General features: G+C 68.6%; 24 protein-coding genes and 5 pseudogenes. 17 read left to right on the top strand and 12 right to left on the bottom strand.

Features of this window, described 5'->3' with window-relative positions; translation table 11 throughout:
* Window positions 1–2 precede the first annotated feature (2 nt).
* Entirely contained in the window at window positions 3–581 is a 579-nt protein-coding gene (locus tag ABT009_RS22135) for a PadR family transcriptional regulator (RefSeq protein WP_351297432.1), read from the top strand.
* Window positions 582–602: 21 nt separating this feature from the next.
* Window positions 603–1,583, top strand: a complete 981-nt coding sequence (locus tag ABT009_RS22140; RefSeq protein WP_351297435.1) for an NADPH:quinone reductase — start codon at window positions 603–605, stop codon at window positions 1,581–1,583.
* An 83-nt stretch (window positions 1,584–1,666) separates the two neighbouring features.
* On the opposite strand, the pseudogene ABT009_RS22145 reads toward ABT009_RS22140, so the two are convergent.
* Both ABT009_RS22145 and ABT009_RS22150 read right to left on the bottom strand, forming a co-directional pair.
* Window positions 1,667–1,810, bottom strand: a pseudogene (locus ABT009_RS22145) (SpoIIE family protein phosphatase); the annotation flags it as partial.
* Window positions 1,811–1,814: 4 nt separating this feature from the next.
* Window positions 1,815–2,162 (bottom strand): annotated as a pseudogene (locus ABT009_RS22150) (MBL fold metallo-hydrolase); the annotation flags it as partial.
* A gap of 86 nt (window positions 2,163–2,248) precedes the next feature.
* Here ABT009_RS22150 and ABT009_RS22155 point away from each other — a divergent pair.
* The 15 genes and pseudogenes from ABT009_RS22155 to ABT009_RS22225 all read left to right on the top strand — a co-directional run.
* Window positions 2,249–2,532 (top strand): annotated as a pseudogene (locus ABT009_RS22155) (recombinase family protein); the annotation flags it as partial.
* A gap of 191 nt (window positions 2,533–2,723) precedes the next feature.
* The gene (locus ABT009_RS22160; protein ID WP_351298073.1) at window positions 2,724–2,867 is read left to right on the top strand and encodes a hypothetical protein; all 144 of its coding nucleotides are present in this window, start codon (window positions 2,724–2,726) and stop codon (window positions 2,865–2,867) included.
* Window positions 2,864–3,091, top strand: coding sequence for a nuclear transport factor 2 family protein (locus tag ABT009_RS22165; RefSeq protein ID WP_351298020.1), 228 nt, complete (start codon window positions 2,864–2,866; stop codon window positions 3,089–3,091). The genes ABT009_RS22160 and ABT009_RS22165 overlap by 4 nt, the downstream gene beginning before the upstream one ends.
* Before the next feature lie 319 nt (window positions 3,092–3,410).
* Window positions 3,411–4,370, top strand: a complete 960-nt coding sequence (locus ABT009_RS22170; RefSeq protein ID WP_351297438.1) for a nuclear transport factor 2 family protein — start codon at window positions 3,411–3,413, stop codon at window positions 4,368–4,370.
* Between the two features lie 247 nt (window positions 4,371–4,617).
* The gene (locus ABT009_RS22175; RefSeq protein WP_351297441.1) at window positions 4,618–6,987 is read left to right on the top strand and encodes an ATP-binding SpoIIE family protein phosphatase; all 2,370 of its coding nucleotides are present in this window, start codon (window positions 4,618–4,620) and stop codon (window positions 6,985–6,987) included.
* A gap of 680 nt (window positions 6,988–7,667) precedes the next feature.
* Window positions 7,668–7,859, top strand: a complete 192-nt coding sequence (locus tag ABT009_RS22180) for a ferredoxin (protein WP_351297444.1) — start codon at window positions 7,668–7,670, stop codon at window positions 7,857–7,859.
* Window positions 7,856–9,034 carry a cytochrome P450 gene (locus ABT009_RS22185; RefSeq protein WP_351297447.1) on the top strand — a complete coding sequence of 393 codons (1,179 nt, stop codon included), beginning with the start codon at window positions 7,856–7,858 and terminating at the stop codon, window positions 9,032–9,034. Before ABT009_RS22180 ends, ABT009_RS22185 begins: the two co-directional genes overlap by 4 nt.
* A 113-nt stretch (window positions 9,035–9,147) precedes the next feature.
* Window positions 9,148–9,498 (top strand): annotated as a pseudogene (locus ABT009_RS22190) (MmgE/PrpD family protein); the annotation flags it as partial.
* Between the two features lie 106 nt (window positions 9,499–9,604).
* Window positions 9,605–9,670: pseudogene (locus ABT009_RS22195) on the top strand (hypothetical protein); the annotation flags it as partial.
* A 25-nt stretch (window positions 9,671–9,695) separates the two neighbouring features.
* The gene (locus ABT009_RS22200; protein WP_351297450.1) at window positions 9,696–10,430 is read left to right on the top strand and encodes an MmgE/PrpD family protein; all 735 of its coding nucleotides are present in this window, start codon (window positions 9,696–9,698) and stop codon (window positions 10,428–10,430) included.
* A gap of 4 nt (window positions 10,431–10,434) precedes the next feature.
* Window positions 10,435–11,253 (top strand): HTD2 family dehydratase, encoded by an 819-nt coding sequence (locus ABT009_RS22205; protein WP_351297453.1) that lies wholly within the window; start codon window positions 10,435–10,437, stop codon window positions 11,251–11,253.
* 4 nt (window positions 11,254–11,257) lie between these two features.
* Window positions 11,258–12,457, top strand: a complete 1,200-nt coding sequence (locus ABT009_RS22210) for an NAD(P)/FAD-dependent oxidoreductase (RefSeq protein ID WP_351297456.1) — start codon at window positions 11,258–11,260, stop codon at window positions 12,455–12,457.
* Window positions 12,458–12,525: 68 nt separating this feature from the next.
* Window positions 12,526–13,320, top strand: a complete 795-nt coding sequence (locus ABT009_RS22215) for an SDR family NAD(P)-dependent oxidoreductase (protein ID WP_351297459.1) — start codon at window positions 12,526–12,528, stop codon at window positions 13,318–13,320.
* Between the two features lie 59 nt (window positions 13,321–13,379).
* A complete protein-coding gene (locus tag ABT009_RS22220; RefSeq protein ID WP_351297462.1) occupies window positions 13,380–14,099 on the top strand; it encodes an alpha/beta fold hydrolase in 720 nt (239 codons plus the stop codon).
* Between the two features lie 169 nt (window positions 14,100–14,268).
* On the top strand, window positions 14,269–14,895 hold the full coding sequence (locus tag ABT009_RS22225) for an iron-containing alcohol dehydrogenase (RefSeq protein WP_351297465.1): 627 nt from the start codon (window positions 14,269–14,271) through the stop codon (window positions 14,893–14,895).
* A gap of 263 nt (window positions 14,896–15,158) precedes the next feature.
* Here ABT009_RS22225 and ABT009_RS22230 read toward each other — a convergent pair whose 3' ends face one another.
* The 10 genes from ABT009_RS22230 to ABT009_RS22275 form a co-directional block, all read right to left on the bottom strand.
* Window positions 15,159–16,025 (bottom strand): bifunctional 5,10-methylenetetrahydrofolate dehydrogenase/5,10-methenyltetrahydrofolate cyclohydrolase, encoded by an 867-nt coding sequence (locus tag ABT009_RS22230; RefSeq protein WP_351297468.1) that lies wholly within the window; start codon window positions 16,023–16,025, stop codon window positions 15,159–15,161.
* Window positions 16,026–16,071: 46 nt separating this feature from the next.
* On the bottom strand, window positions 16,072–16,944 hold the full coding sequence (gene purU / locus ABT009_RS22235) for a formyltetrahydrofolate deformylase (RefSeq protein WP_351297471.1): 873 nt from the start codon (window positions 16,942–16,944) through the stop codon (window positions 16,072–16,074).
* A 27-nt stretch (window positions 16,945–16,971) separates the two neighbouring features.
* Window positions 16,972–18,357, bottom strand: coding sequence for an aminomethyl transferase family protein (locus ABT009_RS22240; RefSeq protein WP_351297474.1), 1,386 nt, complete (start codon window positions 18,355–18,357; stop codon window positions 16,972–16,974).
* An 84-nt stretch (window positions 18,358–18,441) separates the two neighbouring features.
* Entirely contained in the window at window positions 18,442–19,383 is a 942-nt protein-coding gene (locus ABT009_RS22245; RefSeq protein WP_351297475.1) for an SDR family oxidoreductase, read from the bottom strand.
* Window positions 19,384–19,419: 36 nt separating this feature from the next.
* Window positions 19,420–20,625 carry a VOC family protein gene (locus tag ABT009_RS22250; protein ID WP_351297478.1) on the bottom strand — a complete coding sequence of 402 codons (1,206 nt, stop codon included), beginning with the start codon at window positions 20,623–20,625 and terminating at the stop codon, window positions 19,420–19,422.
* Window positions 20,626–20,636: 11 nt separating this feature from the next.
* Window positions 20,637–21,647 carry a fumarylacetoacetate hydrolase family protein gene (locus ABT009_RS22255; RefSeq protein WP_351297481.1) on the bottom strand — a complete coding sequence of 337 codons (1,011 nt, stop codon included), beginning with the start codon at window positions 21,645–21,647 and terminating at the stop codon, window positions 20,637–20,639.
* Window positions 21,648–21,703: 56 nt separating this feature from the next.
* Entirely contained in the window at window positions 21,704–22,081 is a 378-nt protein-coding gene (locus tag ABT009_RS22260) for a nuclear transport factor 2 family protein (protein ID WP_351297484.1), read from the bottom strand.
* Window positions 22,082–22,127: 46 nt separating this feature from the next.
* Entirely contained in the window at window positions 22,128–23,606 is a 1,479-nt protein-coding gene (locus ABT009_RS22265) for an aldehyde dehydrogenase (RefSeq protein WP_351297487.1), read from the bottom strand.
* A 59-nt stretch (window positions 23,607–23,665) separates the two neighbouring features.
* Window positions 23,666–24,598 carry an HpcH/HpaI aldolase/citrate lyase family protein gene (locus ABT009_RS22270; RefSeq protein WP_351297490.1) on the bottom strand — a complete coding sequence of 311 codons (933 nt, stop codon included), beginning with the start codon at window positions 24,596–24,598 and terminating at the stop codon, window positions 23,666–23,668.
* A complete protein-coding gene (locus ABT009_RS22275) occupies window positions 24,595–25,770 on the bottom strand; it encodes a CaiB/BaiF CoA transferase family protein (RefSeq protein WP_351297493.1) in 1,176 nt (391 codons plus the stop codon). Before ABT009_RS22275 ends, ABT009_RS22270 begins: the two co-directional genes overlap by 4 nt.
* Window positions 25,771–25,775 lie beyond the last annotated feature (5 nt).

Consider the following 25,775-nt stretch of genomic DNA (forward strand, 5'->3'; position numbering starts at 1 on the left):
AGATGCTGGAACTAGCGATCCTGGGCTTCCTCACGGAGGGCCCCCTGCCGGGACACGAGCTGCGCCGCCGCGTCGCCCAGCTGACCGGCTACACGCGGCCGGTCAGTGACGGCAGCCTGTACCCGGCGATCAACCGTCTCGCCAAGGCGGGCCTGCTGGAGCGGCGCGCGGACCCGGCCGCGGGTGCCGCGAGGTATGTGCTGCGCCTGACCGAGGCCGGGCGCACGGAGCTGCGCAAACGCCTGCGCAAGCCCGCCGACCACGAGATCACCGATTTCACCCGGTTCTTCACCATCCTGGCCTTCCTCTCCCACCTGCCCGACCTGGCCGAGCAGCACGCGGTGCTTCGCAGGCGGCTGGAGTTCCTGGAAGAGCCGGCGAGCTTCTTCTACGACGGCGAACGGCCGCTGCGCGCCGAGGAGGTCACCGATCCCTACCGGCGTGGCATGCTGCTCACCGCCCGCGCCATCAGCACCGCTGAACGCACCTGGCTGCGCGAGGTCCTCGGCAAGGAGCCGCCCGCGCCCGTCACCGCGCGCACCGAAAACGATCCCCCTCGGCTCGAAGAACCCGCGAGCTGACCGGCCCGGAGATACCCGCCCATGCTTGCTTCCTGGTACGACGAACAGGGCCCCGCCACCGACGTCCTGCACGTCGGCGAACTCCCCGACCCCACGCCCGGCCCCGGCGAGGTCCGCGTCCGCGTCACCGTCTCCGGCGTCAACCCCGGCGACACCAAGAAGCGGCGCGGCTGGCTCGGCTCATCCATGCCCTACCCGCAGGTGATCCCGCACAGCGACGCCGCCGGCGTCATCGACGCAGTCGGCGACGGGGGCGACGCCCGCCGACTGGGGCAGCGGGTCTGGGTGTACGGCGCCCAGTCGTACCGCCCCTTCGGCACCGCTGCCCAGTACACCGTCGTACCCGACCACCAGGCCGTCCCCCTGCCCGACCACCTCAGCGACGACCTCGGCGCGAGCCTCGGCATCCCCGGGATCACCGCCCACCGCACCGTCTTCGCCGACGGTCCCGTCGACGGAAAGCTCGTCCTCGTGCAGGGCGTCCTCGGTGGGGTCGGCTCCCTGGCCGCCCAACTCGCCTGCTGGGGCGGGGCCACCGTGCTCGCCACCGTCCGCCGCAGCTCGGACCTCAACCAGGTCGCCCCGGCCGTCGTCTCCCACGCCATCGCCCTGGACCAGGAGGATCCGGCGGCGGCGATCCGCTCGTACGCACCCCAGGGCGTCGACCGAATCATCGAGGTGGCCCTGTCCGACAACGCCGACCTCGACAACGCCGTCGCCGCCAACAACGCCGTCATCGCGGCCTACGCCACCCGCGCCGACCGCACCGAGATCCCCTTCTGGCCCCTGCTGTTCAACAACGTCACCCTGCGGCTGCTCGGCAGCGACGACTTCCCGGCCGAGGCCAGGAGGCAGGCCACCCGCGACCTGACCGCCGCAGCAGCCGTCGGCGCCCTCACCATCGACGTCGGTGACCGCTACCCGCTCGAAGACATCGCCGAGGCCCACGACCGCGTCGACGCCGGAGGCCATGGCCGCGTACTGCTCACCGTCCCTCAATAGCGCAGACTCGGAACACTGCCTCTTCACCAGCAGCTCTGGGAGGGAAGTGGGGGCCCTGGAGCGTTCGTATGGGCAACACGGGCGGCCTCTTCGGTGAGCTTCTGCACAAGATCGTCGGTGTGGGTGAGGAGTTCGTCGGGTGCCAATTCGAGGTCGGCGAGCGTCTGCGCCGCGGTACGCAGCTGTCCCATGGTCGCGGTGGCGAGCAGGCCGTGTCCGCCATCGCCGGCGTCACCGCTCGCCGGCAAAGTCGACATCGGCCCGCGTGACCTCCGGTGTGAAGTGTGGCCCCTTAGGGCGGCGCCACGGATGTGCGATGGGGACAGACACGGCCCGCCACCAAGGGTCGGTGGGGAGTGTCCCCGCAGGCTCGAAGGGCTCGCCAGGCCGCGGAGACGCAACCGCCTGCCCGGCCTCCTCAGCAGCGTCCTTCGTCCACTCCCCCGGCTCCGCCCACGGGTGCAGGGACAGGTTGAAGGTGCCCCAGTGGATCGGCAGCAGCACACCATGCGGCTTGTGTCCTTGCAGGTCAAGGTGTGCTTGGACTCCCTGAGCGGGCGACATGTGGATGTCCGGCCACGCCCCAGGCAGGGGCGTATGTTGTAGCCGCTGGTGCGGCCTGCGCCCAAAACCGTCAATCGGCAATCGACGGTTAGGTTCGGCCAGTGCACGACATAGAGTGGTCAGCTGCGGAACTGCGGGAGCTCGCGGATCTCCAAGTCAGAGAAGCAGACCTCCCGGCAAATGCGCCTCGTGCTCTCCTCTCCATCCGCCTCTCCGGCTCACGGAAGAGACCACCTCCCCCGTCCGTCAGGAGCTCGACCTCCGCCGCTTCGCGGTCAACCGGGGATGCCGCGTGGTCGGAGTCGCGCGCGACCTCAACGTCTCCGCGACCAAGGTGCCGCCTTGGAAGCGGGAACAGCTCGGCGACTGGATCAACAACCGTGCCGAGGCCAGCCGCTGGAGCGGCATACAGACCGCCGGCGAAATCCGCTGATCGCCACCCTCGGCCCACACGACTGAGCACGGCCACCAGGCGCGACCACACGCCATCCCCGGCATGCCGACGGAGACTGACGGCCCCCTGTTCGAGCAGTGCCTTTGAGCCATCACGACAAGCAGACGACACGAGGAGGACTCATGACGCACACGGAACGCAACAAGCAGGCGGTGGCGAGGGTTTTCGCCGCACTCCGGGCGAGAGACGTGAACGCCTTCGACGACCTGATGGTCGAAGACTACGTGCAGCACAACTCCCAGACCCCGACGGACGCCAGGCACTGAGGGCGCTCTTCGGCGAACTCGGCCCGGTCGGGGTCGAGGTCCACCGGGTCATCGCGGAGGGCGACTTCGTCGTAGCCCACTCGTACTACAAGCCGCTGAACTCGGCGGTCGTCGACATCTGGCGCTTCAACAGCGAAGGCAAGATCGTCGAGCACTGGGACGTGCTCCAGGAGGTCCCCGAGACGACTGCCAGCGGCCACGACATGTTCTCGCAACTGACGTAGCCCCCGGCTCGGGGCCTGACAGCACCGCCCGGTCGACGTGCGGGCGAGTCCTGCCGGCCCTGCGCAGGGCTGGGACCCGTGGCCCACCGGCACCCCAGCAGGAGGTCTGCGTACGGGTCCGCCGAACGTCCACCACCTCCCCGCCCCACCCCTCGCGATGCGATCAGGGGCGAGGGATCCCCGGAGCAGTCCGGACTGAAACATCACCCCCTCAAGAACTTGAACCTTCAACCATCTGGTGCTTACATAGAGGTCGAAGGTTCAAATTTGAACTTCCAGCGACTATGCCCTCCTCACCAGGTTCGGAGATTCGAGCGTCATGACTACCACCGCATCCGCCCGCAGGACTCTCGCCGCCACGCTCGTGGCCGCAGCCCTCACCGGCCTCACCGCCGTCGCCGCCGTGCCCGCCACCGCTGCCACCCCGTCGGCCGCCACCGCCTGGCACGCCAGTCACCACGTCGCCGCCGGCCACGGCGAGAGCGCCCGCCTCGCCTACCAGAAGTCCGTTGCCGTCGCGGTCCTCAAGGGGCTGTTCGAGCGCGGAGACACCGAGGTCGTCGACCGCTACGTGCTCCCGAACTACATCCAGCACAACCCGACGCTCCCCGACGGCACCGAGGCGTTCAAGAAGCTCGGCATCGCCATCCACCAGCAGTTCCCCGACGCCAAGGTCAACGTCAAGCGGGTCATCTCCGAGGGCGACCTGGTGGTCGTGCACTCCAACGTCATCGCGACGCCGGGTACCCTCGGCAGCGCCCAGTTCGACATCTACCGCTTCCAGGGCGGGAAGATCGCCGAGCACTGGGACAGCATCCAGGACGTGCCCGCGACCACGGCCAGCGGCAACGACATGTTCTCCATGAACAGCCAGCCCCCGACCCAGCAGCTCGGACCGCAGTCGCTCACCGCCTACAACAAGAAGCTGGTGACCGCGTTCTTCGACCAGCTAATGGTGCGCGAGGACCTGTCCGCCATCGACAAGTACGACTCTCCCAACTACATCCAGCACAACCCGATCACCCCCGACGGCCCTGACGGGCTGAAGGCCACGCTGAGCCCCTACTTCGAGGCGTTCCCGCAGTCGACGGCCCTCCCCAAGCGGATCATCGCCCAGGGAGACCTGGTCGCCGTCCACAGCAACTTCATCACCGGCCCCGGCGACCGCGGCCAGTCGGTTGTCGACCTCTTCCGCGTGCAGAACGGGAAGATCGTCGAGCACTGGGACGTAATGCAGGCCGTGCCGGCGACATCGGCGAACGACAACACGATCTTCTGAAGCGCACCCCGGCCCGGCCCGGACGGACACGCCACACGTCCGCCCGGGCCGGGCCTCGTTGGTGGCCGCGAACATCGTCACACCCCTGCGACTGGCCTACTGACCACACATCGGACGGCGGCATGCCGCAAGGGGCCGTCGGCGTCCTCGCCTCACTGTCCGACCACCGCCCGCCTTGCCATTCGTCACCTGCCAGACGATCGTGGAGCGTGCCTGTTCATGAGGCAGAAGGGCCAGGAACGCCACCATGGAGCACTTCGGCGAGCTGCCCGACCGTCGCACTCGCCAACCGGATGGGACAAGCCTCGACGCCTCCGTCACCGTCGCCGTGACGGACAGCCGCGGACTTGTGGCGTATTGGAGCCGCGAAGCACAGGACCTTCTGGGATATGCCCCAACAGAGATCATCGGCAGTCCCCTGGCCCGTCTCCTCTCCCCCGACGGCTCCACGTTCCGCCACCGTGACGGGCGCCTGCTGGACACCCGGGCCCACCTGTTCCCCCTGCTGGACGCGCGACAAGAGCAGGCCGCCCTGGTGACGGCCCTGCCGGCGTCGGAAGCACTGACGCCGAGGGACAACACGCTCAAACAGTGGATGTTCGAACTACAGCCCCGAGTCCTCACGATCTTTGATCCCAACGGGCGGACGCTCTCAGCGAACGCAGCCGCCGAGCGGGTGGCGGGCTTCCCCGATCACGAGGTCCGCGGCCAACGCGTCACCGAATTCTTCCTTGGGCCCCCCTTCGAGGAAGTCGAGCGGCGGATCCTACGGGTGGGCAAAACCGGCAACCCCGAGTCCACCGAACTGTTCGTACGGCTTCCAGAGGAGACCAGAGCACATGCCTGGGGCCTCGACATCTTCCCTCTCAAGGACGTGGACGGCCGTGTGTGCGCAGTGGGCCTGGCCGCAGAGGACTACTCCACGCAGTACAACACCCGCGAGCGACTCGCCCTGTTGAGCGAGGCCCGGACCCGCATCGGCATGACCCTCGACGTGGCGGGCACCGCGCAGGAGCTCGCGGACGTCGTGGTACCCCGGTTCGCCGACTTCGTCAGCGTCGATCTGCTGGACGTCGTCCTTCGCGGTGTGCTGCCTGCGCCCGGCCTTGCAGTACTGCGTCGGGCGGCACAAAGCTGCTCCCGCCCCCTTCCGCGCAGCGCCGTACTCGACTCCGGCGACGTCCACACACCACCACCTTCGTCCCCCCTCGCTCGCTGCCTGGCCGGCGGCCCTGCGGAACTGCATGATCTCAAGGCTCCCGACATCATCCGATGGCTGGCCGAGGACCCTCTCCACGCGGCCCACGCCGACGCCTTCGGGGCGCACTCCCTGATCGCGCTGCCCATCCGGGCCCACGGCGTGGTCCTCGGGACGGTCCTTCTCCTCAGGTACGCGACTTCACCGGATCCCTTCGGCCCCGACGACCTGACCATCACCGAGGACCTGGTCTCCAGAGCCGCGGTCTGTCTGGACAACGCCCGCCGCTTCACACACGAGCGTGGCATCGCACTGGCGCTCCAGCGCTCCCTGCTTCCCCGGGGGCCGACGGTCCATCCGGCCGTGGAAACGGCCTCCCGCTACGTGCCGGCAGGCGGCAGCGCCGGCACCGGCGGTGACTGGTTCGACGTGATCCCCCTGCCCGGAGCGCGGGTCGGCCTCGTCGTCGGCGATGTCGTGGGCCACGGCATCGGCGCCTCGGCCGCCATGGGCCGCCTCCGCATGGCGGTGCGCACCCTCGCCGACATCGACCTGCCGCCCGACGAACTCCTCACCCACCTCGACGACATCGTGACCCACTCCGTGCCTCCAGACGACGTCGCCGACGACGTCATCCCCGGTGACGTGGGCGCCACCTGCCTCTACGCCGTCTACAACCCCGTCTCCAGATCCTGCGCCCTGGCCCGGGCCGGCCATCCAGCTCCGATCCTGGTCCACCCGGACGGCACCACCCAGGTCGTCGACCTGCCCGCCGGCCCTCCCCTCGGACTGGGCAGCCTGCCCTTCGAGACGGCCGAGCCGCAGATAACTGAAGGCAGCCTGCTCGCCCTGTTCACCGACGGCCTGTGCAAGAGCCGCGACCACGACATCGACGAAGGGATCCGCGCCCTGCGCCAGGCACTCGCCAGGCCTGCGCCCTCACTCGAAGCCCTCTGCGACACCGTCCTGAACACGCTGCACCCGCAACCAGACGCCGACGACGTCGCCCTTCTCCTGATCCGCGCCCGGGGCCTCGGCCAGGACAATCTGGCCTCGTGGGACCTGCCCAGCGATCCCGCGATAGTGGCCGAGGCCCGTCGGCGCGTCTGTGACCGCCTCGCCGCCTGGGGACTGGAGGACGACGCTGCGTTCATCACCGAACTCGTCGTCAGCGAGCTGGTCACCAACGCCATCCGCTACGCCACCGGGCCGATCCGGCTGCGTCTGATCAAGGAGCAGACGCTCACCTGCGAAGTGTCCGACGGCAGCAGCATCAGCCCACATCTGCGCCGAGCCCGGCTGAGCGACGAGGGCGGCCGCGGGCTGCTGCTCGTCGCCCAGCTCACCGAGCGGTGGGGCACTCGCTACACCCGCACGGGCAAGACGATCTGGGCCGAGCAACTCATACACGCGGCCTGACCGAATGTGTTGCCGACGGGGGCCCGTCCCGCTGCAATTGTCCGGGGGCAGCTCGATGTCATGGGCGGAACCCGTCGGGGCGGTTGTCGCTCCAAGACAGGCCTCATATCGGGTCGGTGGCAGGTTCGCGTGACAGCCACGTAGGCGCGGCGAGCCTCGGCGTCGCCGATAGGCCTGGAGTCACGCTTCCGTTGGCGTTTGGCTCTCGGCTGCCGCTTCCAGATCTGGCAGGTCCTGGGGCACGTCGGGGGCGAGCGCCCGGCCGACGTCGGCCCGGGCGGCGGTGAGCGCGGCGAGCGCCCAGCAGCGCGTGCCAACTTCGAAGTTGCTGGTCGCCCGATGCCAGAGGGGCACGAACGCCGGGCCCCGGCGGATCGGACCTGAAGTGCCGGTCGCGTCGGGCAACCACTTGCGGCCGGCACGCAGGGCTCGACGTGGGAACCGAGGCTGAGCGTGCGTGCGCTCGACCGTCCGGCGCCAACGGGGCCTCCCCCGGCTGCCGTCAGCCACGGCCGCTCTCATCCCGGCAGCAAGTCATCTATTTTCCATATCCGAGATGCATACTTTTTATATTTGTGAGATGGCACCGACCGGCGCAGTGTTGAGGCAGCAGGAGCCCCCGACCGCTTGGCTCGACGCGCATCCACCGGGGAGGGCTCCGCAAGGAAGGAGTTCTCAAGATGGTCGAGGTCAAAGTGGATTTCGCCCGGTGCGATGCCAACGGCACCTGTGCGGCACTGATGCCGGACGTGTTCCGGATCGGCGGGGACGGGCTGCTGGAGCAGTTGAAGACCGACGTCGAAGACGATCGAGCGGATGAGCTTGAGGAAGCCATCCTCTGCTGTCCTCTGGGGGCGATCTCCCGGTCATGACCACCACACTGCCGCACTTCGAACCGTTTTCGCCCGATGCCGTCGCGCACCCGGGCGGTGCCCTGGCCGAGGGCGCTCTCGCACTGGGCTCCGACGGCTACACGGTCCTGAGCTACGAGCTCGCGACCGCCGTACTGCGTGACGGCCGGTTCAAGAACGCCGCCCTCACGCTGATGGAGGAATTCGGCATCACGGACGGCCCGGTGCACGAGTTCCGCGCGAACAGCATGCTCAGGGCCGAAGGCCCGCGCCATCTCAAGCTGCGTATGCCGCTGGCGCGCTTCATGGGGCCGGCGACCGTCGAGAACATCCGCGGCGTCCTGCGCGAGATCATCCAGGACCTCGCCGCCGACCTCGACCCGTCGGCGCCGGTCGACTTCCACGGTGCCGTCGACCAGCGCCTCCCCGCGCGGGTGTACTGCCACCTCGCCGGCGCGCCGGCCGAGGACGCCCCCAAGGTCGCGAGTCTCTCCGAGCGGACGCTGTCGCTGCTGAACCGCGACCCGAGCCAGACGCCGACCATCATCAGCGCGTACGCCGAACTGTTCGCCTATCTGAAAGCCCTCGTCGCAAGCAAGCGCGCACAGGGGCTGGGCGAGGACATGTTGTCGTTCCTCATCGGGCAGCACGACGCGGGCAAGCTCACCGAGGACGAGCTCTTCAACGAAGCCGCCGCCATGCTGGAGGCGAGCTCGGTCAACACCACCCACCAGACGGGTCTGGTGGTGTGGACGCTGCTGAGCGACCGCGAGATCTGGCAGCGACTCGTCAAGGATCCCTCGCTCATCCCGGATGCCGTCGTCGAGGTGCTCCGGCTCTATCCCCGGCCCGGGATCGTGAGCAAGATCGCGGGCGAGGACATCGAGCTGAACGGAACCGTCGTCCCGGCCGGCTCGGACGTGCACGTGGCGGTCTGGTCGGCCAACCGCGACCCGGCGCGCTTCGAGAACCCCTCGGAGTTCGTGCTCGGGCGTGAGCGCAACCAGCCGCTGACCTTCAGCACGGGCAGTCACAACTGCCTCGGGCAGGGTCTCGCGCGGGTCGAGATGGAAGAGGTCGTCGCGTACCTGGTCAAGCGCTTCCCGAACGCCGTCGTCCACGAGGACGACACCGAGATCGGGCAGCTCGGCGGCCGGTGGCTCGTGCAGTCACTCGCCGTCGACCTCAGGCCGTAGGCGGGGCGTGATGACCGACACGAAGAGTTCACTGACGGAACGTCTGCCTCGCACTGGCCGACCTGTCGTTCGACGAGATCCCGGCCGAAGAGGTCGAGCGGGTCAAGGACAACATCCTGGACACGCTGGCAGTGGCGCTCGCCGGGGTGAACACCGACGAGGCGCAGCAGGTCAGGACCGCTCTGACCAGCGTGCAGCAGACCACTTCAGGGAGCACCGTCTGGGGGACGCCGTTCCTGCTCCCGCCGTCCCACGCGGCACTCGCGAACGAGACGTCGGCCCACGCGCGCGACTTCGACGACGGAGGCGGGCCGGGGCACGCGGGGTCCACCGTGCTGCCGACAGCCATAGCCGTCGCCGAGGCGACCGGGGCCGACGGACGGGCGCTGATCGCCGCGACGATCGCCGGGTACGACATCGGCTATCGCGCCCTGCAGGCGCTCGGCGGCTTCGCCGCGCACACCGACCGGGGCTGGCACTCCAGCGGCACCATGGGCAGCCTCGCCGCTGCCGCCGCCGGCGCGAAAGGCCCTGGGACTGGACGCCGAACGCTTCGCCGACGCCCTGGGCATCGCAGGTTCCTTCACGGGCGGCGTCTGGGCGTTCATCGAGGACGGTGCGTGGACCAAGGGGATCCATCCCGGAAAAGCCGGGGAGACCGGTGTCGACGCCGCGCTGCTCGCGCGCCGGGGTCACCGGCCCACGGCGGATCTTCGAGGCCGAGTGGGGCGGCCTGTTCTCCCTCTACAACGGCGGACAGGGATTCCCGGAGAAGGCGCTGCACGAACTCGGCGTCGACTTCAACGTCGCGACCGCGTACCTCAAGCCCTACGCGTGCTGCCGGGGAAGCCACTCCACGATCGACACGTTGCTCTCGCTCATCCATACACGGGATCTCAAGCCCGAGGACGTACGTCGTATCGCGATCACGGCCGGGGAGACAGCGGTCAACATGCTGTCGGTCGACCCCATCGAGACGGTTTTCGACGCCCAGTTCAGCCTTCCGTACGCCGTGGCGGTCGCGCTGAACAACAGGAGCGTCGGGCTGGAGCAGTTCGACCCGCCGCGCGTCGACGATCCCGGCATCCGGGCGACGCTCCAGAAGATCTCGATGCACATCGACAGCGACATCCAGCTGGAGGACGGGCCGCGACTGGACGTGGAGCTCACGGACGGCGAGACGGTGACGCTCTTCGCCGGCAACCCCACCACCGCCAAGAGATCGGCGCAGAAGCCGCTTTCGCACGCGGAGGTCGTGGACAAGGCGCAGGCACTGCTCGCGCCCTACGGGCCCGGGGTCGCGCGCAACCTGGTGCGGGCGGTCGAGAACCTGGACACCGCTCCGGACCTGTCGGAGCTGCTGCGCGCTCTTCGCGCAGGAAGACGAGAGGAGTGACGTGGTGACGAGCGAGGTGACACAGACCGTCGAGCGGACCGAGGTCATCGCGTCCGAGCCGGCGGAGTCTCTGGCGGCCGCGCTGGACATCGAGATCCCGCACGCCGCGGGAGACCCCGTGCCCCCGCTGTGGCACTGGACGTATCTGCTGGAGCGCAGCCTGGGGCAGGACTTCGGCGAGGACGGGCACCCCGTGACGGGAATCCCCGCTCCTCCCGGCCCGGGACGCCGGCGGATGTTCGGCGGCGGGCGGGTGACGACGCTGGGCGGCCAGGTGATCGGGGAACCCGCGACAAAGGTGACCTCGATCAAGAGTTCCGTCGACAAGGTGGGCCGGACCGGGCCGCTGACGCTGACGACCGTGCTGCAGGAGATCTTCCAGGGCGGCGAACTGGTGATCCGGGAGGAGCAGGACATCGTCTACCGTGCGCCCGGCTCCGGGGCGCTGCCGACCCCGTCGGCGCCGCCGCCGGCGCCGGCCGGGCCGACGTTGGACCTCGCGGTCGACGAGCGGCTGCTGTTCCGGTTCTCGGCGTTGACCTACAACGGGCACCGCATCCACTACGACCTGGACTGGTGCAAGCAGGAGGGGTACGACGGTCTCGTCATCCACGGACCCCTGCTGGCGCTCATGGCGGGCGAGCATCTCCGCCGCCAGGGCATCGGCCTGCAGGGCAGGATCTTCGCCTACCGCTTCGTCTCACCGTTGACCAAGCCGCAGACCATCACCGTCGTCCCCGGCGCGGACGGGCTGGGGCGCGGCGCCGAGGCTCGCGGCACGGACGGCACCATCGCCGCCGTGTGCACTCTCACGGAGGCCTAAGACCGTGACCACATCCACTACCGACGTCGCTGTCGTCGGCGGGTCGACCGCCGGTCTTCGGGCCGCGGAGGCCGTCGCCCGACACGCCCCGGAGCTCAGCGTCACGGTCATCAGCGACGAGCCTCATCTGCCTTACGAGCTCCCGCCGCTGTCCAAGGTCGCTCTGGACGACCGACTCGACGTGGACGCGCTGGTCTATCCGTTCGCGGCGGGCCTGCGCGACAGCGGTGTCGACTTCAGGCTCAACACGCGTGCCCTGTCGCTCGACACGAAGTCGAACACCGTTGTCCTGCCCGACGGGACACTGACCTATCGCGCGCTCGTCATCGCGACCGGGTGCGAAGCGATCGTCCCGCCGTTGTTCGCCGGTCGTCCCCGTGTGCACGCGCTGCGCCGTTTCGAGGACGCGACCGCCCTGCGCGCGGCGGTCGCCGACCCGGAGGCCTCCGTCGCCGTCGTCGGAGCCGGCTTCATCGGCGGCGAGTTCGCCTCGACGCTCGTGAAGGCGAAGCGCACCGTCTCGCTCATCGACCTGGCGGCGAAGCCCCTGGACCGGTTCGGCGAACGGGTCGCCGACGCCTACGCGGCGCTGCACCGGGACGCGGGCGTCGGTCTGTTCCTCGGCAACGGCGTCGTCGACATCACCGAGGAGGACGGGCGCCGCCGGCTGGTGCTCGGCGACGGGACACTGGTTCCCGCCGACGTGATCGTCGTCGGCGTCGGCGTCCGTCCATCGATCGACTGGCTCCGGGGCTCCGGGCTGACGTTCGACAACGGGATCCTGGCCGACGCCACCCTCCGGGCGGCGGACAACGTGTTCGTCGCCGGCGACATCGTCCGCTGGCCCAACGCGCGGTTCGACACCGCGATGCGGATCGAGCACTGGACGAGCGCCGCCGAACAGGGGCGCGCCGCGGGAATGAACGCCGCGAAACTCATCTCCGGGGCCAAGGGCGACGACTTCGCGAACGTGCCCTACTTCTGGTCGGACCAGCACGGCGTCCGCATCCAGTTCGCCGGCCATCTGACCGGTGACGAGGAGATCGTGGAGAGCAGCACCGACGACGGCCTGCTCATCCTCTACCGCAGGGGCGAGGTGGTGGCCGGCGTGCTGGCCTTCGAACGGCGCGCTCAGTTCGTCAGGCTGCGGGCGCTGCTGCGACGGGAACTGCGCTGGCAGGCCGTCGACGAGTTCATGCGCTGAAGAACCCTCGCCGTGTCTCAGCGGCGAGGGACGAGTGGTGGTTGTGCGATCAACGAGGAGTGTCAGTAGTGAGTGACGTGGCGAACCGGCGGAGTGCCGTCATTACGGGTGCGGCCCAGGGGCTGGGGGCGGAGATCGCGTTCCGCCTGGCCGGTGAGGGATTCGCGATCGCCCTTCTCGACCTGCAGAAAGAAGGACTGGACCGCACCAAGGAGAAGATCGAGAGCCGCTTCGCCGAGACCCCGGTCAAGGCGATCCCGGTGGATCTCTCCGGTGAGGAACTCGTCGCGGACGCGTTCAGGGAGATTGACGCGGAGTTCGGGCGCGTCGACGTTCTCGTAAACACCGCGGGCGGCAGCGGGACGGTGCAGGTCCGGGACATCGAAGACCTGTCATCGCAGACATGGCAGACGGTGCTGGGCAACAACGTCACGAGCATGTTCCTGTGCTGCAAGTACGCCGTTCCGATCATGCGCCGGAACGGCCACGGCCGGATCGTCAACTTCTCGTCCGCGGTGTCGGGCGGTCTCTCCGGCCCGTCAGGGACGGTCGGCGCACTGCTTCCCTACGCGACGTCCAAGGCGGCGATCAACGGCTTCACCAAGCAGCTCGCCAAGGACCTCACCCGCAGCGGAATCACCGTGAACGCGGTCTCCCCCGGGCTCATTCTCCCCGAGCAGGGCCGGGTGAGGACGGTGTTCGAGTCTCTCCGCGAAACCGACCAGGCCGCCATTCGGGCGGCGATTCCGGCCGGACGGACCGGTACGGCGCACGAAATCGCGGCGTCCGTCGCGTACCTGGTCTCCGAGGACGCGGGCTTCACCTCCGGCACCATCCTGAGCGTCGACGGCGCCGCCTCCTAGTCCAAGCCCCGCACCCGCCGTATCCGGTGCCGCAGAGCGACAAGAAAGGGAGCCGGCCGTTGCTCCAGTATCCATTGGTCCTTGTGCGCGCGTTGGGTTCCGACGCCCGGCTGTGGCAGCCGGTCGTCGACCACGTCCACGAGCGCATCGCAGTCGAATGTGTGGTCGTTCGGGCCACCGGGGACTCGATCGAGTCCATGGCGGACGACGTGCTCGCCCAGGCACCGGACCGGTTCTACCTGGCCGGGATCTCGATGGGTGGCTACGTCTCCCTTGACGTCGTGCTCCGGGGGACCGGACGAGTCGCGGGGCTGGCGCTGCTGAACACGTCCGCGATCGCCGCACCGCCCGACCGCAGGAAAAGCTCCGTCGGTCTCATCGCGCTGGCCGAGTCCGGTCGGTTCGACGAGGCGGTGGACCGGATCAGTGGCACCGTCGCGCCGAACCGGCCCGATGTGACCGCCCTCGCGGCCTCCATGGCCCGTGACCTGGGGACCGAGGTCTTCAAGGCCCAGCAGCTCGCAGTGCTGGGCCGTCGTGACCGCACATCGGAGACTTCGAAGATCGCGGTGCCGACGTTGATCGTCGCTGGCGACGCGGACGCGATCACACCTCTCGGGCTGAGCGAGGAGATGGCGGGCTCGATCCCGGACGCGGAGCTGCACGTCCTGGAGGGGATCGGCCACCTCTCGCCCCTCGAAGCACCCGCCGCGGTCGCGTCGCACCTGGTGGACTGGCTGCTGCGCATCGACGGCCACGACTCAAGGACAACCACATGACGATCACCTTCGACCACACGACATAGGGCCAGCGGGTGCTCTTCGGCACCGGCGCCGCGGTCGCCAACACGGTCGAGGCGGTCGAAGGCCTCGGCGCGAAGCGGGTCCTCCTCATCGCGGACGTGTTCGCGTCGGCGCTGTCCGACGCGATCGCCGAACGGACCCCGTCGTGGCGCGAGTCCACGAGATCGTCCAGCACGTGCCGATCGAGAACGCGGCGCGGACCGTCGCACTCGCGCGGGCACAGGAGGCCGACGCGGTCATCACCATCGGCGGCGGGTCCTCCATCGGCCTGGCCAAGATCGTCGCCCGCGACGCCGGCCTGCCGATCGACGCGGTGCCGACCACCTTCGCGGGCTCCGAGGCGACGAGCGTGTGGGGCATCACCGAGGCCGGGCGCAAGACCACCGGCGTCGACGACAAGGTGCTGCCGAAGGTCGTCGTCTACGACGCGTCCCTGATGGCGAGCCTGCCCGGCCAACTGGCCGTCTCCAGCGGGCTCAACGCGGTGGCGCACGCCGTCGACGGGTTCTGGGCCCCCGGAGGAACCCGATCAACCAGGCGATGGGCACGGAGGGGCTGCGAGCCCTCTTCCCCGGTCTGCGTGCCCTGCACACGGCCTTCCTCCTGGCCCGAGCGGAGCTTGTCGTCTCCGGCGCCCACGCCGGCCCGGTCCGCTCGACAGGGGCGGACGACGAGACCGTCCTGCCCACCGAGTTCGCCGCGCGGCCGCCCGACAAAATCACCGCACGGCCCTCGTACACCACTCACGCGGACGTCGCCTTGGTCAACGTGACGGGCCACCACGCCCCACCCACTACGGAATCTCGGCACCCCGGCACTCGGCGAGGCTGCGCATGCCCGGGCCCTCGCACCCCGGACTCACGAACCGGCCTGGGGCCTGTTCTGAGTCGCCCCGTGGGAGAAGGAGCGGTGTTCGGTGCGTGCGATCGGCGTGCCGGCCGAATGACCTGGTAGCGGAGCCACTCGGACATTCGGCCGGTGCGGCGAGCGTGCGTGCCGGGCGTCGCGACACCGCGGGGCAACTCGGAACAGGCCCTAGACGTGCTGGCGGGCCGGTACGGCGGCGGCTGTCCGCCGCTGGGCTCCGCGAACGGTCTGTACGAGAAGGGTCGCGATCGTCATCGGCCCCACGCCGCCGGGGACCGGGGTGATGAAGGAAGCACGCTCCGCGGCCGTGTCGAACTCGACGTCGCCCCGGTTGTCGGCGTACCCCGCGTCGACCACCACCGCGCCCGGCTTGATCCACTCGCCCTTGATGAGTTCCGGCACTCCGACCGCCGCCACGACGATGTCGGCGCGCTCGACGTGCTCGCGCAGGTCCGCCGTCCGCGAATGGCAGTACGTCACTGTCGCGTCACGCCCCAGCAGGAGCATCCCCATGGGTTTGCCCAGGATGGCGCTACGGCCGACCACCACCGCGTGGCGGCCTGCGAGTGGCACGTCGTAGGCGTCCAGCAGCGCCAGGATCCCGCCCGGCGTCGCGGACGCGAACCCCTCCTCGGTGAAGGCCATGGCCGCGAACGACGTCCGGGTCACCCCGTCGACGTCCTTGGCGGGGTCGATCGCCTCGAACGCGGCGCGCTCGTCGATGTGGTCGGGCACCGGATGCTGCAGCAGGATGCCGTCGACCTCGGGATCGGCCGACAGGTCGCTGATGACACGGCGCAGTTCCTCGGTGTCGATGCCGGCGTCGAGATCGAGCCGGCGCGACTGGATCCCGACCTGACCACAGCGGTTGACCTTCATCCGTACATACGTGTGTGAGGCCGGGTCATCGCCCACGAGCACCGTCGCCAGTGCCGGCCGTCGGCCGTGCACCCGGCCGAACTCCACCACTTCCGCCCTCAGTTCGGCCAGTATCGCCGACGACACCGAACGGCCGTCCAGAAGTTGTGCCGCCACTTCCGCATCCTCGTTTCTTTCGAGCCTGAGACCGCGCACGGCCCGGTCAGAACACCACCGTCTGGTTGCCGTCCCGGATCACCCGGTCCTCGCAGTGCCAGGCCACGGCCCGGGACAGCACCTGACGCTCGACATCGGCGCCTCGCCGCTGGAGCTGCGCCGTCGTCTGCACATGGGAGACGCGCACGACGTCCTGCTCGATGATCGGGCCCTCGTCGAGGTCCTCGGTCACGTAGTGAGCGGTCGCTCCGATCAGCTTCACGCCGCGGTCCTTGGCCTTCTGGTAAGGCCCGGCGCCGATGAAGGCCGGCAGGAAGGAGTGGTGGATGTTGATGATCGGCACATCCAGCTCCTCGATGAACTCCCCCGAGATGATCTGCATGTACCGGGCCAGCACCAGCAGGTCGATGTTGCCCTTGAGCAGTTTCAGATGCTCCTGTTCCGCGACCGCCTTTCCGTCCTTGGCGACAGGCACGTGGAAGAACGGGATGCCGAAGCCGCGCACATCGTCGCCCAGGTCCGGGTGGTTGGAGATCACCATGGATATGTTCATGGGGATCTCGCCGTGGCGTTGCCGCCACAGCAGGTCGAGCAGGCAGTGGTCCGTCTTCGACACCATGATCGCGACACGCTTGGGTTTGCGCGCCTCCACCAGTCGGTAGCTCAGCCCCAGCGCGGACAGGTCTTTGTCCAGCTCCTCCTCCAGCTCGGTCAGCCGACCTGGCAGACCGTCGAGGTGGAACATGGTGCGCTGGAAGAAGCGGCCGCCGGCCGGATCGGTCGAGTGCTGATCGAGCGAAATGATGTTCGCGCCGACCCGCGCCAGCACAGACGAAACCGAAGCCACGATCCCGGGTCCGTCGGCGCCCTGGACGATCAGTCGTCCACGGTCAGCGGCGTCTTGAGCAGGCAGATTCATGAAAGTGGTTCCTTTACTGAGCCGCGCCTACTGGGGTGCTACTCCGGAGGGGATGGAGTTCAGGTCGATGTCCTTGTTGCTGGCCAGGTCCAGGTACGGGAACCGCTCGACCGTGGCGCGGATCGGCTTGATCCGTGAACCGTGGTCTCCCCAGTGAATGACCACCTCGGTGCCGATCTCGGCCAGGTCCACGTCGATCGTGCAGTGCGAGATCATCTCCCGGTAGTAGTAGGAGTAGGCCACCACGGAGGAGATCCCGACCTGCTTGCCGTCCTTGGTGACCAGATCGGCGTGACCCGCGGCCGGGGCCGCCGGCGTGAGGGGGAACTCGAAGTTCCTGTACTCCTCGCCCGGCTCGAACTGCGAGGCGAACACGTCGAGCACGTCCTCCTTGTTCCAGCGCAGCACGACCGTCTTGCGGCGCGGGTTCGCGGCCTCGGCCTCCAGTGCCTCGCGGCCGATGAAGTCGTGGTCGAACTTCGCCATCCAGCCCCAGTTCACCTCGAACGGAGTCCGCAGCCGGGCGCGCACGTCGCCCGGTTCGGCACTGCCCGTCAGCGGACTGCTCACGTGCGACGGCGGAAGGTTGGCCCCGAACACCGGGTGGTTGACGAACTCGGGGTCGGTGAACGCGGCCGGCAGGAAGGTGTTTCCCTGCTGCGGGAACCCTCCCTCGGTGTGGTTGACCACGTAGGTGCGCCATCCGAGCCGCTTGATGTCGTACTCCTTGCCGGCCTGGAACACCAGGTCGAACACGGCGGGTCCGTACTCCAGGGGCCCGCGCAGCTCGTAGGCCAGAGTGTTGGACATACCGATCCGGGACAGCTCGATGTCCGCCGCCGGGTCGATCCCCGGAACCTTGACCTTCTGGATGCCCAGGAACTTCAGATCGCGCAGCGGCTCACCGAGGAGCCGCTCCAGGACCTGCAGCGAGCTCGGACCCGCGACCTGGAACAGGAAGATGTCCCGCAGCGTGATCTCCACGTCCAGGCCCAGCGCCGGGGCCTTGAAGATCGGCCACGGCATCGCGGCGAGATGGCGGAAGGAGTCCTCGCTGTCACGCACCGCCAGACCGTGGTTGGCGATGTACCCGCGCTCGTCGAGCATCACCAGATGCTTCGAGCTGCCCACCGGCCACTTGTGGACGTTGTTGATGCTCACCCGCGACAGGAGCTCCTGCGCGTGCGGACCGCTGAACGTCATCTCGGGCAGCCCGCTCAGGTTCGACGCCAGGTAGACACCCGTCTTCCAGGCCATCGACTCCTGCTTCCAGCCGTCGCCCTCCCAGATGTGCAGACTGCCCAGGATGTTCCCGTAGGTCAGGATCTCCGGGTACACAGGAACGTCCTGGATGGTCACCGGCCCGGTCCCGCCCGGACCAACGGGTGCGGCAGCGCTTTCGTTAGCGTTCATGAACAAAGCTCCTTCTCTGACACTCAAAACTCTTCGGAACACCAAGTCCGCGCGGCACTGGAGGCACGGCGGACGGATCGGTTGTCACGCCGCCTCGTCGATCTGGTCGTAGCGCAGGGACTTGACGCGCTCCATCACCGTTCGCAGCGGCTCGGCCTCACGACCTGTGATCAGCTTCACGTTCTGGGACTGGAGCGCCTGATAGCCCTCGGCGACCGCGAGATCGGCCGAGACCAGCTCGTCGCTGGCCCACATGTGGCCTTCGGGGCTGGGGGGCATGTCGGGGTCGTAGGTGCGGGGCAGGCCGACGGAGTCGAAGTAGGCCAGCCGCTCCTCCTCGGTCACCGGTGCGTAGGTGATCGGCACCCCGTGCACCTCGGAGCCGATGCGGACGATGTCGTGCATGCTCAGCAGTTCGGGGCCGGAGATCTCGTAGACGGCACCCGCGTGCCGCTCGGGGTCGCGCAGCACCGCGGCAGCGCTCCGGGCCACGTCAGCCTTGGCCACCGGGGACAGGGAGCCCTGCCCCGTCGCCATCTCCAGCCGGCCGCTCGCCGCGGCGGGGGCGATCCAGATGTTGCTGACGATCTCGGCGTAGAGGTGATTGCGCAGGAACGTGAACGGGATCCCGGAGGCCCGCAGGTCGTGCTCGCTCCGGTAGTGGTCCTTGGCCGACATGGCGGGGTTCGTCGGGTGCTCACCACCGCCGACCGAGGTGTAGACGATGTGGCGGATGCCCGCTCGCTGAGCGGCGGCGATGGCGTTGCGGTGCTCTGCCACCCGCCGGCCGAGGTTGAGCCCGCTGATCAGGAAGAGCGTCCCGGCCCCGCGGTACGCCGCGTCCAGCGACTCCGGCTGCGTGTAGTCGCCCTTCAGGACGGAGATGGCTGCGGACGCGCGGTCGGCGAGCTTCTCCGGTGTGCGGGTCACCAGGGTCAGTTCCGAGCTCGGGTCCTGGTCGAGCAGCAACTTCGTGACGCGGCGCCCGAGGTCTCCCGAGGCTCCGCTGATGACTATTCGGCTCATGGTGCTTCTTCGCTTCCTCATAGATGGGACGGGACGTCAGCCGAGCGGTCCCCAGAAGGTCTCACCGTGATAGGTGTCGGAGAGTGGCGTCAGCGACTCGGGCCACACACCGGCCTGGACCTTCCGGCGCTCCTCCTTCGGCCGCACGCGACCGTCCCAGCCGACCTGCTCCATGTAGTAGTACAACTGGATCAACAGACCGTCGGGGGCGACCGCGTGGACCACGTAGTCGATCCCCGGGTGGATCTCCTGCGGCAGGTCGACGAGCTTGACGCCCTTCTCCTCCAGGAACTCCTTCGCCGCGCGGAGCTGCTCGTAGGAACCGACCTGCACGCCGAAGGCGAGCATGGTGCTGTCCTCCCGGACACCGAGCACACCGCGCAGTTCCAGGGGGAGCAGCGTCACGCTGTGGTGCTCGGTGTTCACTCGCAGGAAGAGGACGCGATGGCCGGCGATCTCGGCCTCCTCGCTCTTCTCCATGCCGAGACGCTCGGTGTAGAAACGCTCCGCTTCGTCGAGGTTCTCGACGAAGATGCTCACCGGTCCGATCCGCACCGGCCTGAACGGCCGGGCCAGCAGCACGCCTCCGACGTCGTACGTCTTCGGCAGCTCGTCCAGCCACTGGTGACCCGACGTCAGATCGATGCCCTTGGCGCGGGCTTCGGCGAGCTCGGTCGACTCCGCCTTGTACGGCAGTTCAGGGTGTTCGTTGAGCCACGGCCACAGCGCCTCCGGCTTGCTCAGGCCGTCCCAGCCGACCTGCTCGATGCCGTACTCCAGCTCGTTGATGTGGCCGGTCGGGTCCGGGAAGTAGGTGTGCCAGTTCGACCCGGGGTCTCGGCCGTAGCGCTCGATCTTCTGCCCGAGCTCGGCGAGCCAGATCCGCGCCTCGACGACCTCTCGGAGTGTGCCCACCTGCCAGGTGATCTGGTTGACCGTGATGTCGGCACGGGCCGACGGCTCCCTGTGCTCGATCCACGGGCGCGGCATGATCACGAAGGTGTGGTGGTCGCTGTTGTGCCGGAGGAAGAACAGGCGCGTGTCGGGGACGCCGTCGAGCCAGGGGCCCGGGTCGGTCTTCTGAACATCCACCACGTCTGCCACCGAGAACCCGAGCACGTCCCGGTAGAACGCGGCGGACTCGCCGGTGTTGTCGACGCTGATGCCGAAGTGGTTGAGGCGCCGGATCTTGAAGGGACGGTCGTAGAGGACACCGCCGACCGGGAACTGCTTCTTGGTCATGTGTTCTTTCCTCAGTCGGTCGGCTTGACGACTTCGTTGCGGATGGTGCCGATCAGGGCGGAGGAGACTTCCACGATGTCGCCGGGCTTGAGGAACAACGTGTCCGCGTGGGAACCGTCCGCCTCCTGTCGGGTCGAGTCGACAGCGGTGCCCTTGGGCGTGCCGCTGGCGATCAGATCGCCGGGCAGCAGGGTCGTGTCCCTGGAGAGGTGCTCGCCGAGCGCGGCGAAGCTGTGCACCATGGACCTCGTGTTGCCGCTCTGGCGCACTTCGCCGTTGACCCGGCATTCGATGGGGATGTCCTGCAGATCGGTTCCCTCGTTCACGATGATCCAGGGGCCGACCGTCGCGGAGGAGTCGAAGTTCTTCGCGTACGCGAAATCGGGACCGAAGGACACGTTGTCCCGGATCGACCAGTCGTTGAACAACGTGAAGCCCCACACGTGCGAAGCGAAATCATCGCTCTTGATGTCGCGACCGGCCTTGCCGATGACGACGGCGATCTCCGCCTCGTAGTCCAACCGCTCGGTACGTGCCGGATAGCGCAGCGGATCGCCACTTGCGGACACGGCGCGGTGGTCCTTGATGAAGAACTTCGGCCCGCCGGCGAGAAGACGGTTGATGGTGGCCTCGTTGTCCTCGCCGTGAGAGTTCTCAGCCGCGCTGAGCATGTGGTCGGCGAAGTTGGCGAGCGCGCAGAGGATCCGGGACTGACCTTCGACCGGGGCGTGCAGCCTGACCTCGTCGAGTCCGAACCGGAGCTGCTCCCCCGCCACCCCACGGTCGTCCTGCGCGTTGTCCGTCAAGTACGCCAGCGCTGCTCGGGCTCCGTCGAGGGCCCGCGCCCCCTCCTCGATGAACGCGTTGAGCCGAGCGGGGACGGCCACGGCTGCCTCGGCGAGGGGCCGGGCGGTATCCGTCGTTTCGGCCAGGTACTTCGCGTACGCGGCGTTGATGTCGACGACGGTGTCCTCGTGCACCACACCGACCCGACGATCCGGGCCGAAGACTGCGACCTTCATGGTTCTCCTTGTGAACTGGTGGGGGGCGGCGCGAAGTGACGCGACGGATCGCCGCGTCACTTCGCGTCGGGGTCGACGCCGACCTTGTCGAAAAGGCGTCCGTCGGTGGGGGTGAGGCTGTAGATGGCGAGACGCTCGATCTTCCCGTTGCGGATCGTGAAGAAGTCAGCGAGTGCCACGGCATTCCCGTTGGCGATCAGGTCGATCTCCACGGCGACGTGCTCGTCGTCCACGACGAACCGCTTGGGGGTCGGCTTCATCGCACCGGGCGTGAGGCCGTTCTCGTACATCCGCCTGATCGCGTGGGCACCGGTCAGTGTGCCCGCGGCGTTCTGGAGTACCGCGTCCGGCGCGAACAGGTCGGCCACGGCCTCCGGATCGGCCGCGGTGACGCCGTCGAAGTAGGCGGTGACGACCTCGACAGGGCTCGTCATGTCCCTTGTCCTTTCTCGTTGTTCCTCGTGATTCCTCGCGTTCGGATCACGCCGGGAGGTACTTCGTCGAGGCGTAGACCGACTTGTACTCGAGGTATGCGTTGATCCCCTCCGGCCCGAGTTCACGGCCGATGCCCGAGTCCTTGTATCCGCCGAACGGCGCGCCGAGGTCGAGGGTGTAGTAGTTGAGCCCGATCGTGCCGGTACGGACCCGACGTGCCACGGCGAGCGCCCGGTCCTCGTCGGCGCTCCAGACGGAGCCGCCGAGACCGTAGTTGCTGTCGTTGGCGATGCGGACCGCGTCATCGTCGTCGTCGAACGGGATGAGCGCCAGGACGGGGCCGAACACCTCCTCGCTGGCGAGCGGGTCGGCGTTGTCGACATCCGCGAAGACGGTGGGCTGGACGAACCATCCCCGGTCCAGGTGGTCCGGACGGCCCCCGCCGGTGATGAGCCGGGCGTTCGAGTTCTTGGCTGTCTCGATGTGGCCGAGGACGCGCTCCAGGTGGCCGCGGGTGGCCATCGGGCCCATCGTCACCGTCGGGTCGAGGGGGTCACCGAGCCGGTAGGCGTTCGCGAAGCCCGCGACGGCGTCGACGACCTCGTCGTAGCGGGAGCGGGCGATGAGGATGCGCGACTGTGTCGTACAGGTCTGGCTGTTGTTGAGGAAGGACGCGTTGTCCAGTCCCGCGAGCAGTGTCTCGACGTTCCCGTCGTCGAGGAAGATCGCGGCCGACTTCCCGCCCAGTTCGAGGGTGACGCGGCGAACCAGCCGGCCGCACTCCTGGCCGATGGCGCGGCCGGCCGCGGTGGACCCGGTGAAGGCGATCTTGTCGACCAGGGGGTGCGACACGAGCGCGGCGCCAGCGTCGCGGTCACCGAGCACGATGTTCAGCACGCCGTCGGGCAGCCCGGCCTCCTGTGCGGCATCGGCGAAGACGTACGAGTCGAGCGCGGTCTCCGGCGAGGGCTTCAGCACCACCGTGCAGCCGGCGGCGAGCGCGGGCGCGATCTTGAACATGGCGAGCGCCTGCGGGAAGTTCCACGGAGTGATCGCGCCGACCACGCCGACCGGTTCGCGGCGGACGATCGTCGACCCGGCCTGGCTGGGGCGCACCTCTTCCAGCGGGAGGTTCTCGATGACGTCGGCGTAGATCCGCAGGAGGACGGCAGGCGCCCCGCCGTTCAGCATCTGCGAGAGCCCGATCGGCATGCCGTTCTCACGGCTGACCAGGGTGGCGGTGTCCCCGGCGCGCTTTTCGAGCGCGTCCGCGAACCCGCGCAGCACCACGGCACGTTCGGCCGCGGTGGTACGACCCCAGGGGCCCTCGTCCAGCGCACGTCGGGCCGCGCGGACCGCGACGTCGATGTCCGCTTCCGTGCCGAGCGCGGCGACGCCGATGCGCTCTCCCGTGGCCGCCTCGATCTGGTCCTGCAGGCGGTCGCTGCTCGGGTCGACCCATGCGCCGTCGATGAAGAAGCGCTTCCGGTCGAGGTCACTGTGCCACTCGGCGGTGAGGGACATGTTTTCTCCTGCCTGTCATATGGCGGATATCACCCGTAAACAAAGGGTGTTACTTTGAGTCAGAATTGGCGAGGCCGGAAATGTTGGCCCAGCGATTCATCTGAAGCATGAGGGTGCGCGAAGACCGCGCGGCAGAAAGAGCAGCTCGCCTGTTGGTACGCCGGCCAAAGCGTCAGCCCGCGTTCCACAGAATCGCCCTCGCCCGGGCGACCACCGGCGCGTCGACCATTTCTCCGTCCACACGGGGGGGCATTGCTCCCGGTGACGGATTCGACAACGCGGCGGGCCCAGCGGACCGCCTCCTCGTCGGGCCGGAACGCGGCGTGGGTGAAGGGCACCTGCCTGGGATGTATGAGGAGTTTTGCCGTGAAGCCGATCTCCTTGGCCCGTCTCAGGTCCCGGCGAAGTACCTGGGCGTCGTCCCACGCCGTCGTGACACCGTCGACGGGGCCTGGCAGTCCAGCCGCCCTCGATGCGAGCACCAGTGACGAGCGGGCATGGAGCATCGCGCTCCAGCCGGTGTCGGCGCCCAGGTCGAGTGCGTAGTCGAGGTGCCCGAAGGCCAGGCGGGCGACTCCGGGAGTGGAGGCGATGTCATGGACTCGAACCATGCCGGTCGCCGACTCGATCAAGGCGATCACCGGCACGCCGGCGCGCTTGACGGCAACCGTCAACGACTCCGGCGAGTCGGCCTTCGGAAGCATCACTGCCATCAACCCGGGGGCGTCGGCCAGGGCGTCCAGATCCGCGCCGCACAGCGGGCTCGACGGGTCGTTGATCCGGACGCAGGCGCGACCACCACGCGACAGCCACTCGACGGCTGACGCGCGCGCGGTGTCCTTCCGGTTTTCCGCGACCGCGTCCTCAAGGTCGATCACGACCAGATCGGCGCCGGAGTCGACCGCCTTGTCGAAGCGCTCCGGGCGATCGCCGGGTACGAAGAGAAGCGACTTCGCCGTCTGTACGGTGTTCTCCCGATGCGGGTGCGTCATGCTCGTCGCCCCCACCTGACCGTGGCTGTCGGTGGCTCTGCCAACGGCACTGCTCCGAACTCGGCAAGCACGGCATCGGTATGCTCGCCGACTTCCGGAACCCGGCCCATGACCGGCTTGGCGCCCACGAAGGTTGCCGGCGGAATGAGCGCGCGCAGTGTCCCGGCCGGCGATTCGTAGTCCAGCCATCGGCCTCGGGCCTCCAGCTGCGGATGATCCTCCAAACCGGCCATGTCCCTCAGAAGGGCGTTCGCGATGCCCGCTGCCTCAAGCCGTTCCGCGACTTCCTCGGCCGTGCTTTCGCGGAACGCCCGCTCGATCTCGACCTGCAATTGCGCGCTGTGCTCCACTCGCGACGAGTTCCGTATGAATCTCGGGTCGAAGGCGAGCGTCGGCTCGCCGAGAATCCGCTCGCAGAACGTGACCCACTCGCGCTCGTTCTGGAGACCGAGGAAGACCTGTCGGCCGTCACCGCAGTGGAACGGCCCGTACGGAGCGATCGCCGCATGTCGCGCACCCGTCCGCGCCGGCGGTGTCCCGCCGTACATGGCGTAGTTGAGCGGATAGCCCATCCATTCTGCGAGAGCCTCCAGCATCGAGATCTCGATCTCGACCCCCTCACCGGTCCGGCCTCGCTGGATCAGTGCGGAGAGGATGCCGCTGTAGGCGTCGATGTCCGCTATGGATATGCCGACCTTCGAAGGCTCGTCCGGGGTCCCGGTGATGGAGACCAGGCCGGCCTCGCACTGAACGAGCAGGTCGTATGCCTTCTTGCCGGCATAGGGTCCGTCGCCGCCGTAGCCGGAGATCGAGACGTGGATGAGGCGGGGGTTCACCGCCCGGAGCGCTTCGGCGCCGAGGCCGAGCCGCTCGGCCGCACCCGGTGCGAGGTTCTGGACGAAGACGTCGGCCCGGCTCACCAGAGCCGCGACGGCCGACCTGCCGTGGTCACTTGTCAGGTCGAGCGCCACCGACTCCTTCGATCTGTTCAGCCAGACGAAGTGGCTCGCGAGCCCGCGGACCGTTTCGTCGTAGCCGCGGGCGAAGTCGCCGACACCGGGGCGCTCGATCTTGATCACGCGAGCTCCGAGATCAGCCAGTTGACGCGTCGCGAACGGCGCGGCGACGGCCTGGTCGAGGGAGACAACGACGAGTCCGTCGAGGGGGTTCATGCCGA

Origin of the sequence: Streptomyces sp. NPDC002896 (genome assembly GCF_040295225.1) — a bacterium.
GTDB lineage: Bacteria > Actinomycetota > Actinomycetes > Streptomycetales > Streptomycetaceae > Streptomyces.

Excerpts from the sequence above, each read along its gene's own strand:
- ABT009_RS22135 (WP_351297432.1), top strand. The coding sequence starts at position 3 with ATGCTGGAACTAGCGATCCTGGGCTTCCTCACGGAGGGCCCCCTGCCG.
- ABT009_RS22140 (WP_351297435.1), top strand. The coding sequence starts at position 603 with ATGCTTGCTTCCTGGTACGACGAACAGGGCCCCGCCACCGACGTCCTG.
- ABT009_RS22160 (WP_351298073.1), top strand. The coding sequence starts at position 2,724 with ATGACGCACACGGAACGCAACAAGCAGGCGGTGGCGAGGGTTTTCGCC.
- ABT009_RS22170 (WP_351297438.1), top strand. The coding sequence starts at position 3,411 with ATGACTACCACCGCATCCGCCCGCAGGACTCTCGCCGCCACGCTCGTG.
- ABT009_RS22175 (WP_351297441.1), top strand. The coding sequence starts at position 4,618 with ATGGAGCACTTCGGCGAGCTGCCCGACCGTCGCACTCGCCAACCGGAT.
- ABT009_RS22180 (WP_351297444.1), top strand. The coding sequence starts at position 7,668 with ATGGTCGAGGTCAAAGTGGATTTCGCCCGGTGCGATGCCAACGGCACC.
- ABT009_RS22185 (WP_351297447.1), top strand. The coding sequence starts at position 7,856 with ATGACCACCACACTGCCGCACTTCGAACCGTTTTCGCCCGATGCCGTC.
- purU (WP_351297471.1), bottom strand. The coding sequence starts at position 16,944 with ATGAATCTGCCTGCTCAAGACGCCGCTGACCGTGGACGACTGATCGTC.
- ABT009_RS22240 (WP_351297474.1), bottom strand. The coding sequence starts at position 18,357 with ATGAACGCTAACGAAAGCGCTGCCGCACCCGTTGGTCCGGGCGGGACC.
- ABT009_RS22245 (WP_351297475.1), bottom strand. The coding sequence starts at position 19,383 with ATGAGCCGAATAGTCATCAGCGGAGCCTCGGGAGACCTCGGGCGCCGC.
- ABT009_RS22250 (WP_351297478.1), bottom strand. The coding sequence starts at position 20,625 with ATGACCAAGAAGCAGTTCCCGGTCGGCGGTGTCCTCTACGACCGTCCC.
- ABT009_RS22255 (WP_351297481.1), bottom strand. The coding sequence starts at position 21,647 with ATGAAGGTCGCAGTCTTCGGCCCGGATCGTCGGGTCGGTGTGGTGCAC.
- ABT009_RS22260 (WP_351297484.1), bottom strand. The coding sequence starts at position 22,081 with ATGACGAGCCCTGTCGAGGTCGTCACCGCCTACTTCGACGGCGTCACC.
- ABT009_RS22265 (WP_351297487.1), bottom strand. The coding sequence starts at position 23,606 with ATGTCCCTCACCGCCGAGTGGCACAGTGACCTCGACCGGAAGCGCTTC.
- ABT009_RS22270 (WP_351297490.1), bottom strand. The coding sequence starts at position 24,598 with ATGACGCACCCGCATCGGGAGAACACCGTACAGACGGCGAAGTCGCTT.
- ABT009_RS22275 (WP_351297493.1), bottom strand. The coding sequence starts at position 25,770 with ATGAACCCCCTCGACGGACTCGTCGTTGTCTCCCTCGACCAGGCCGTC.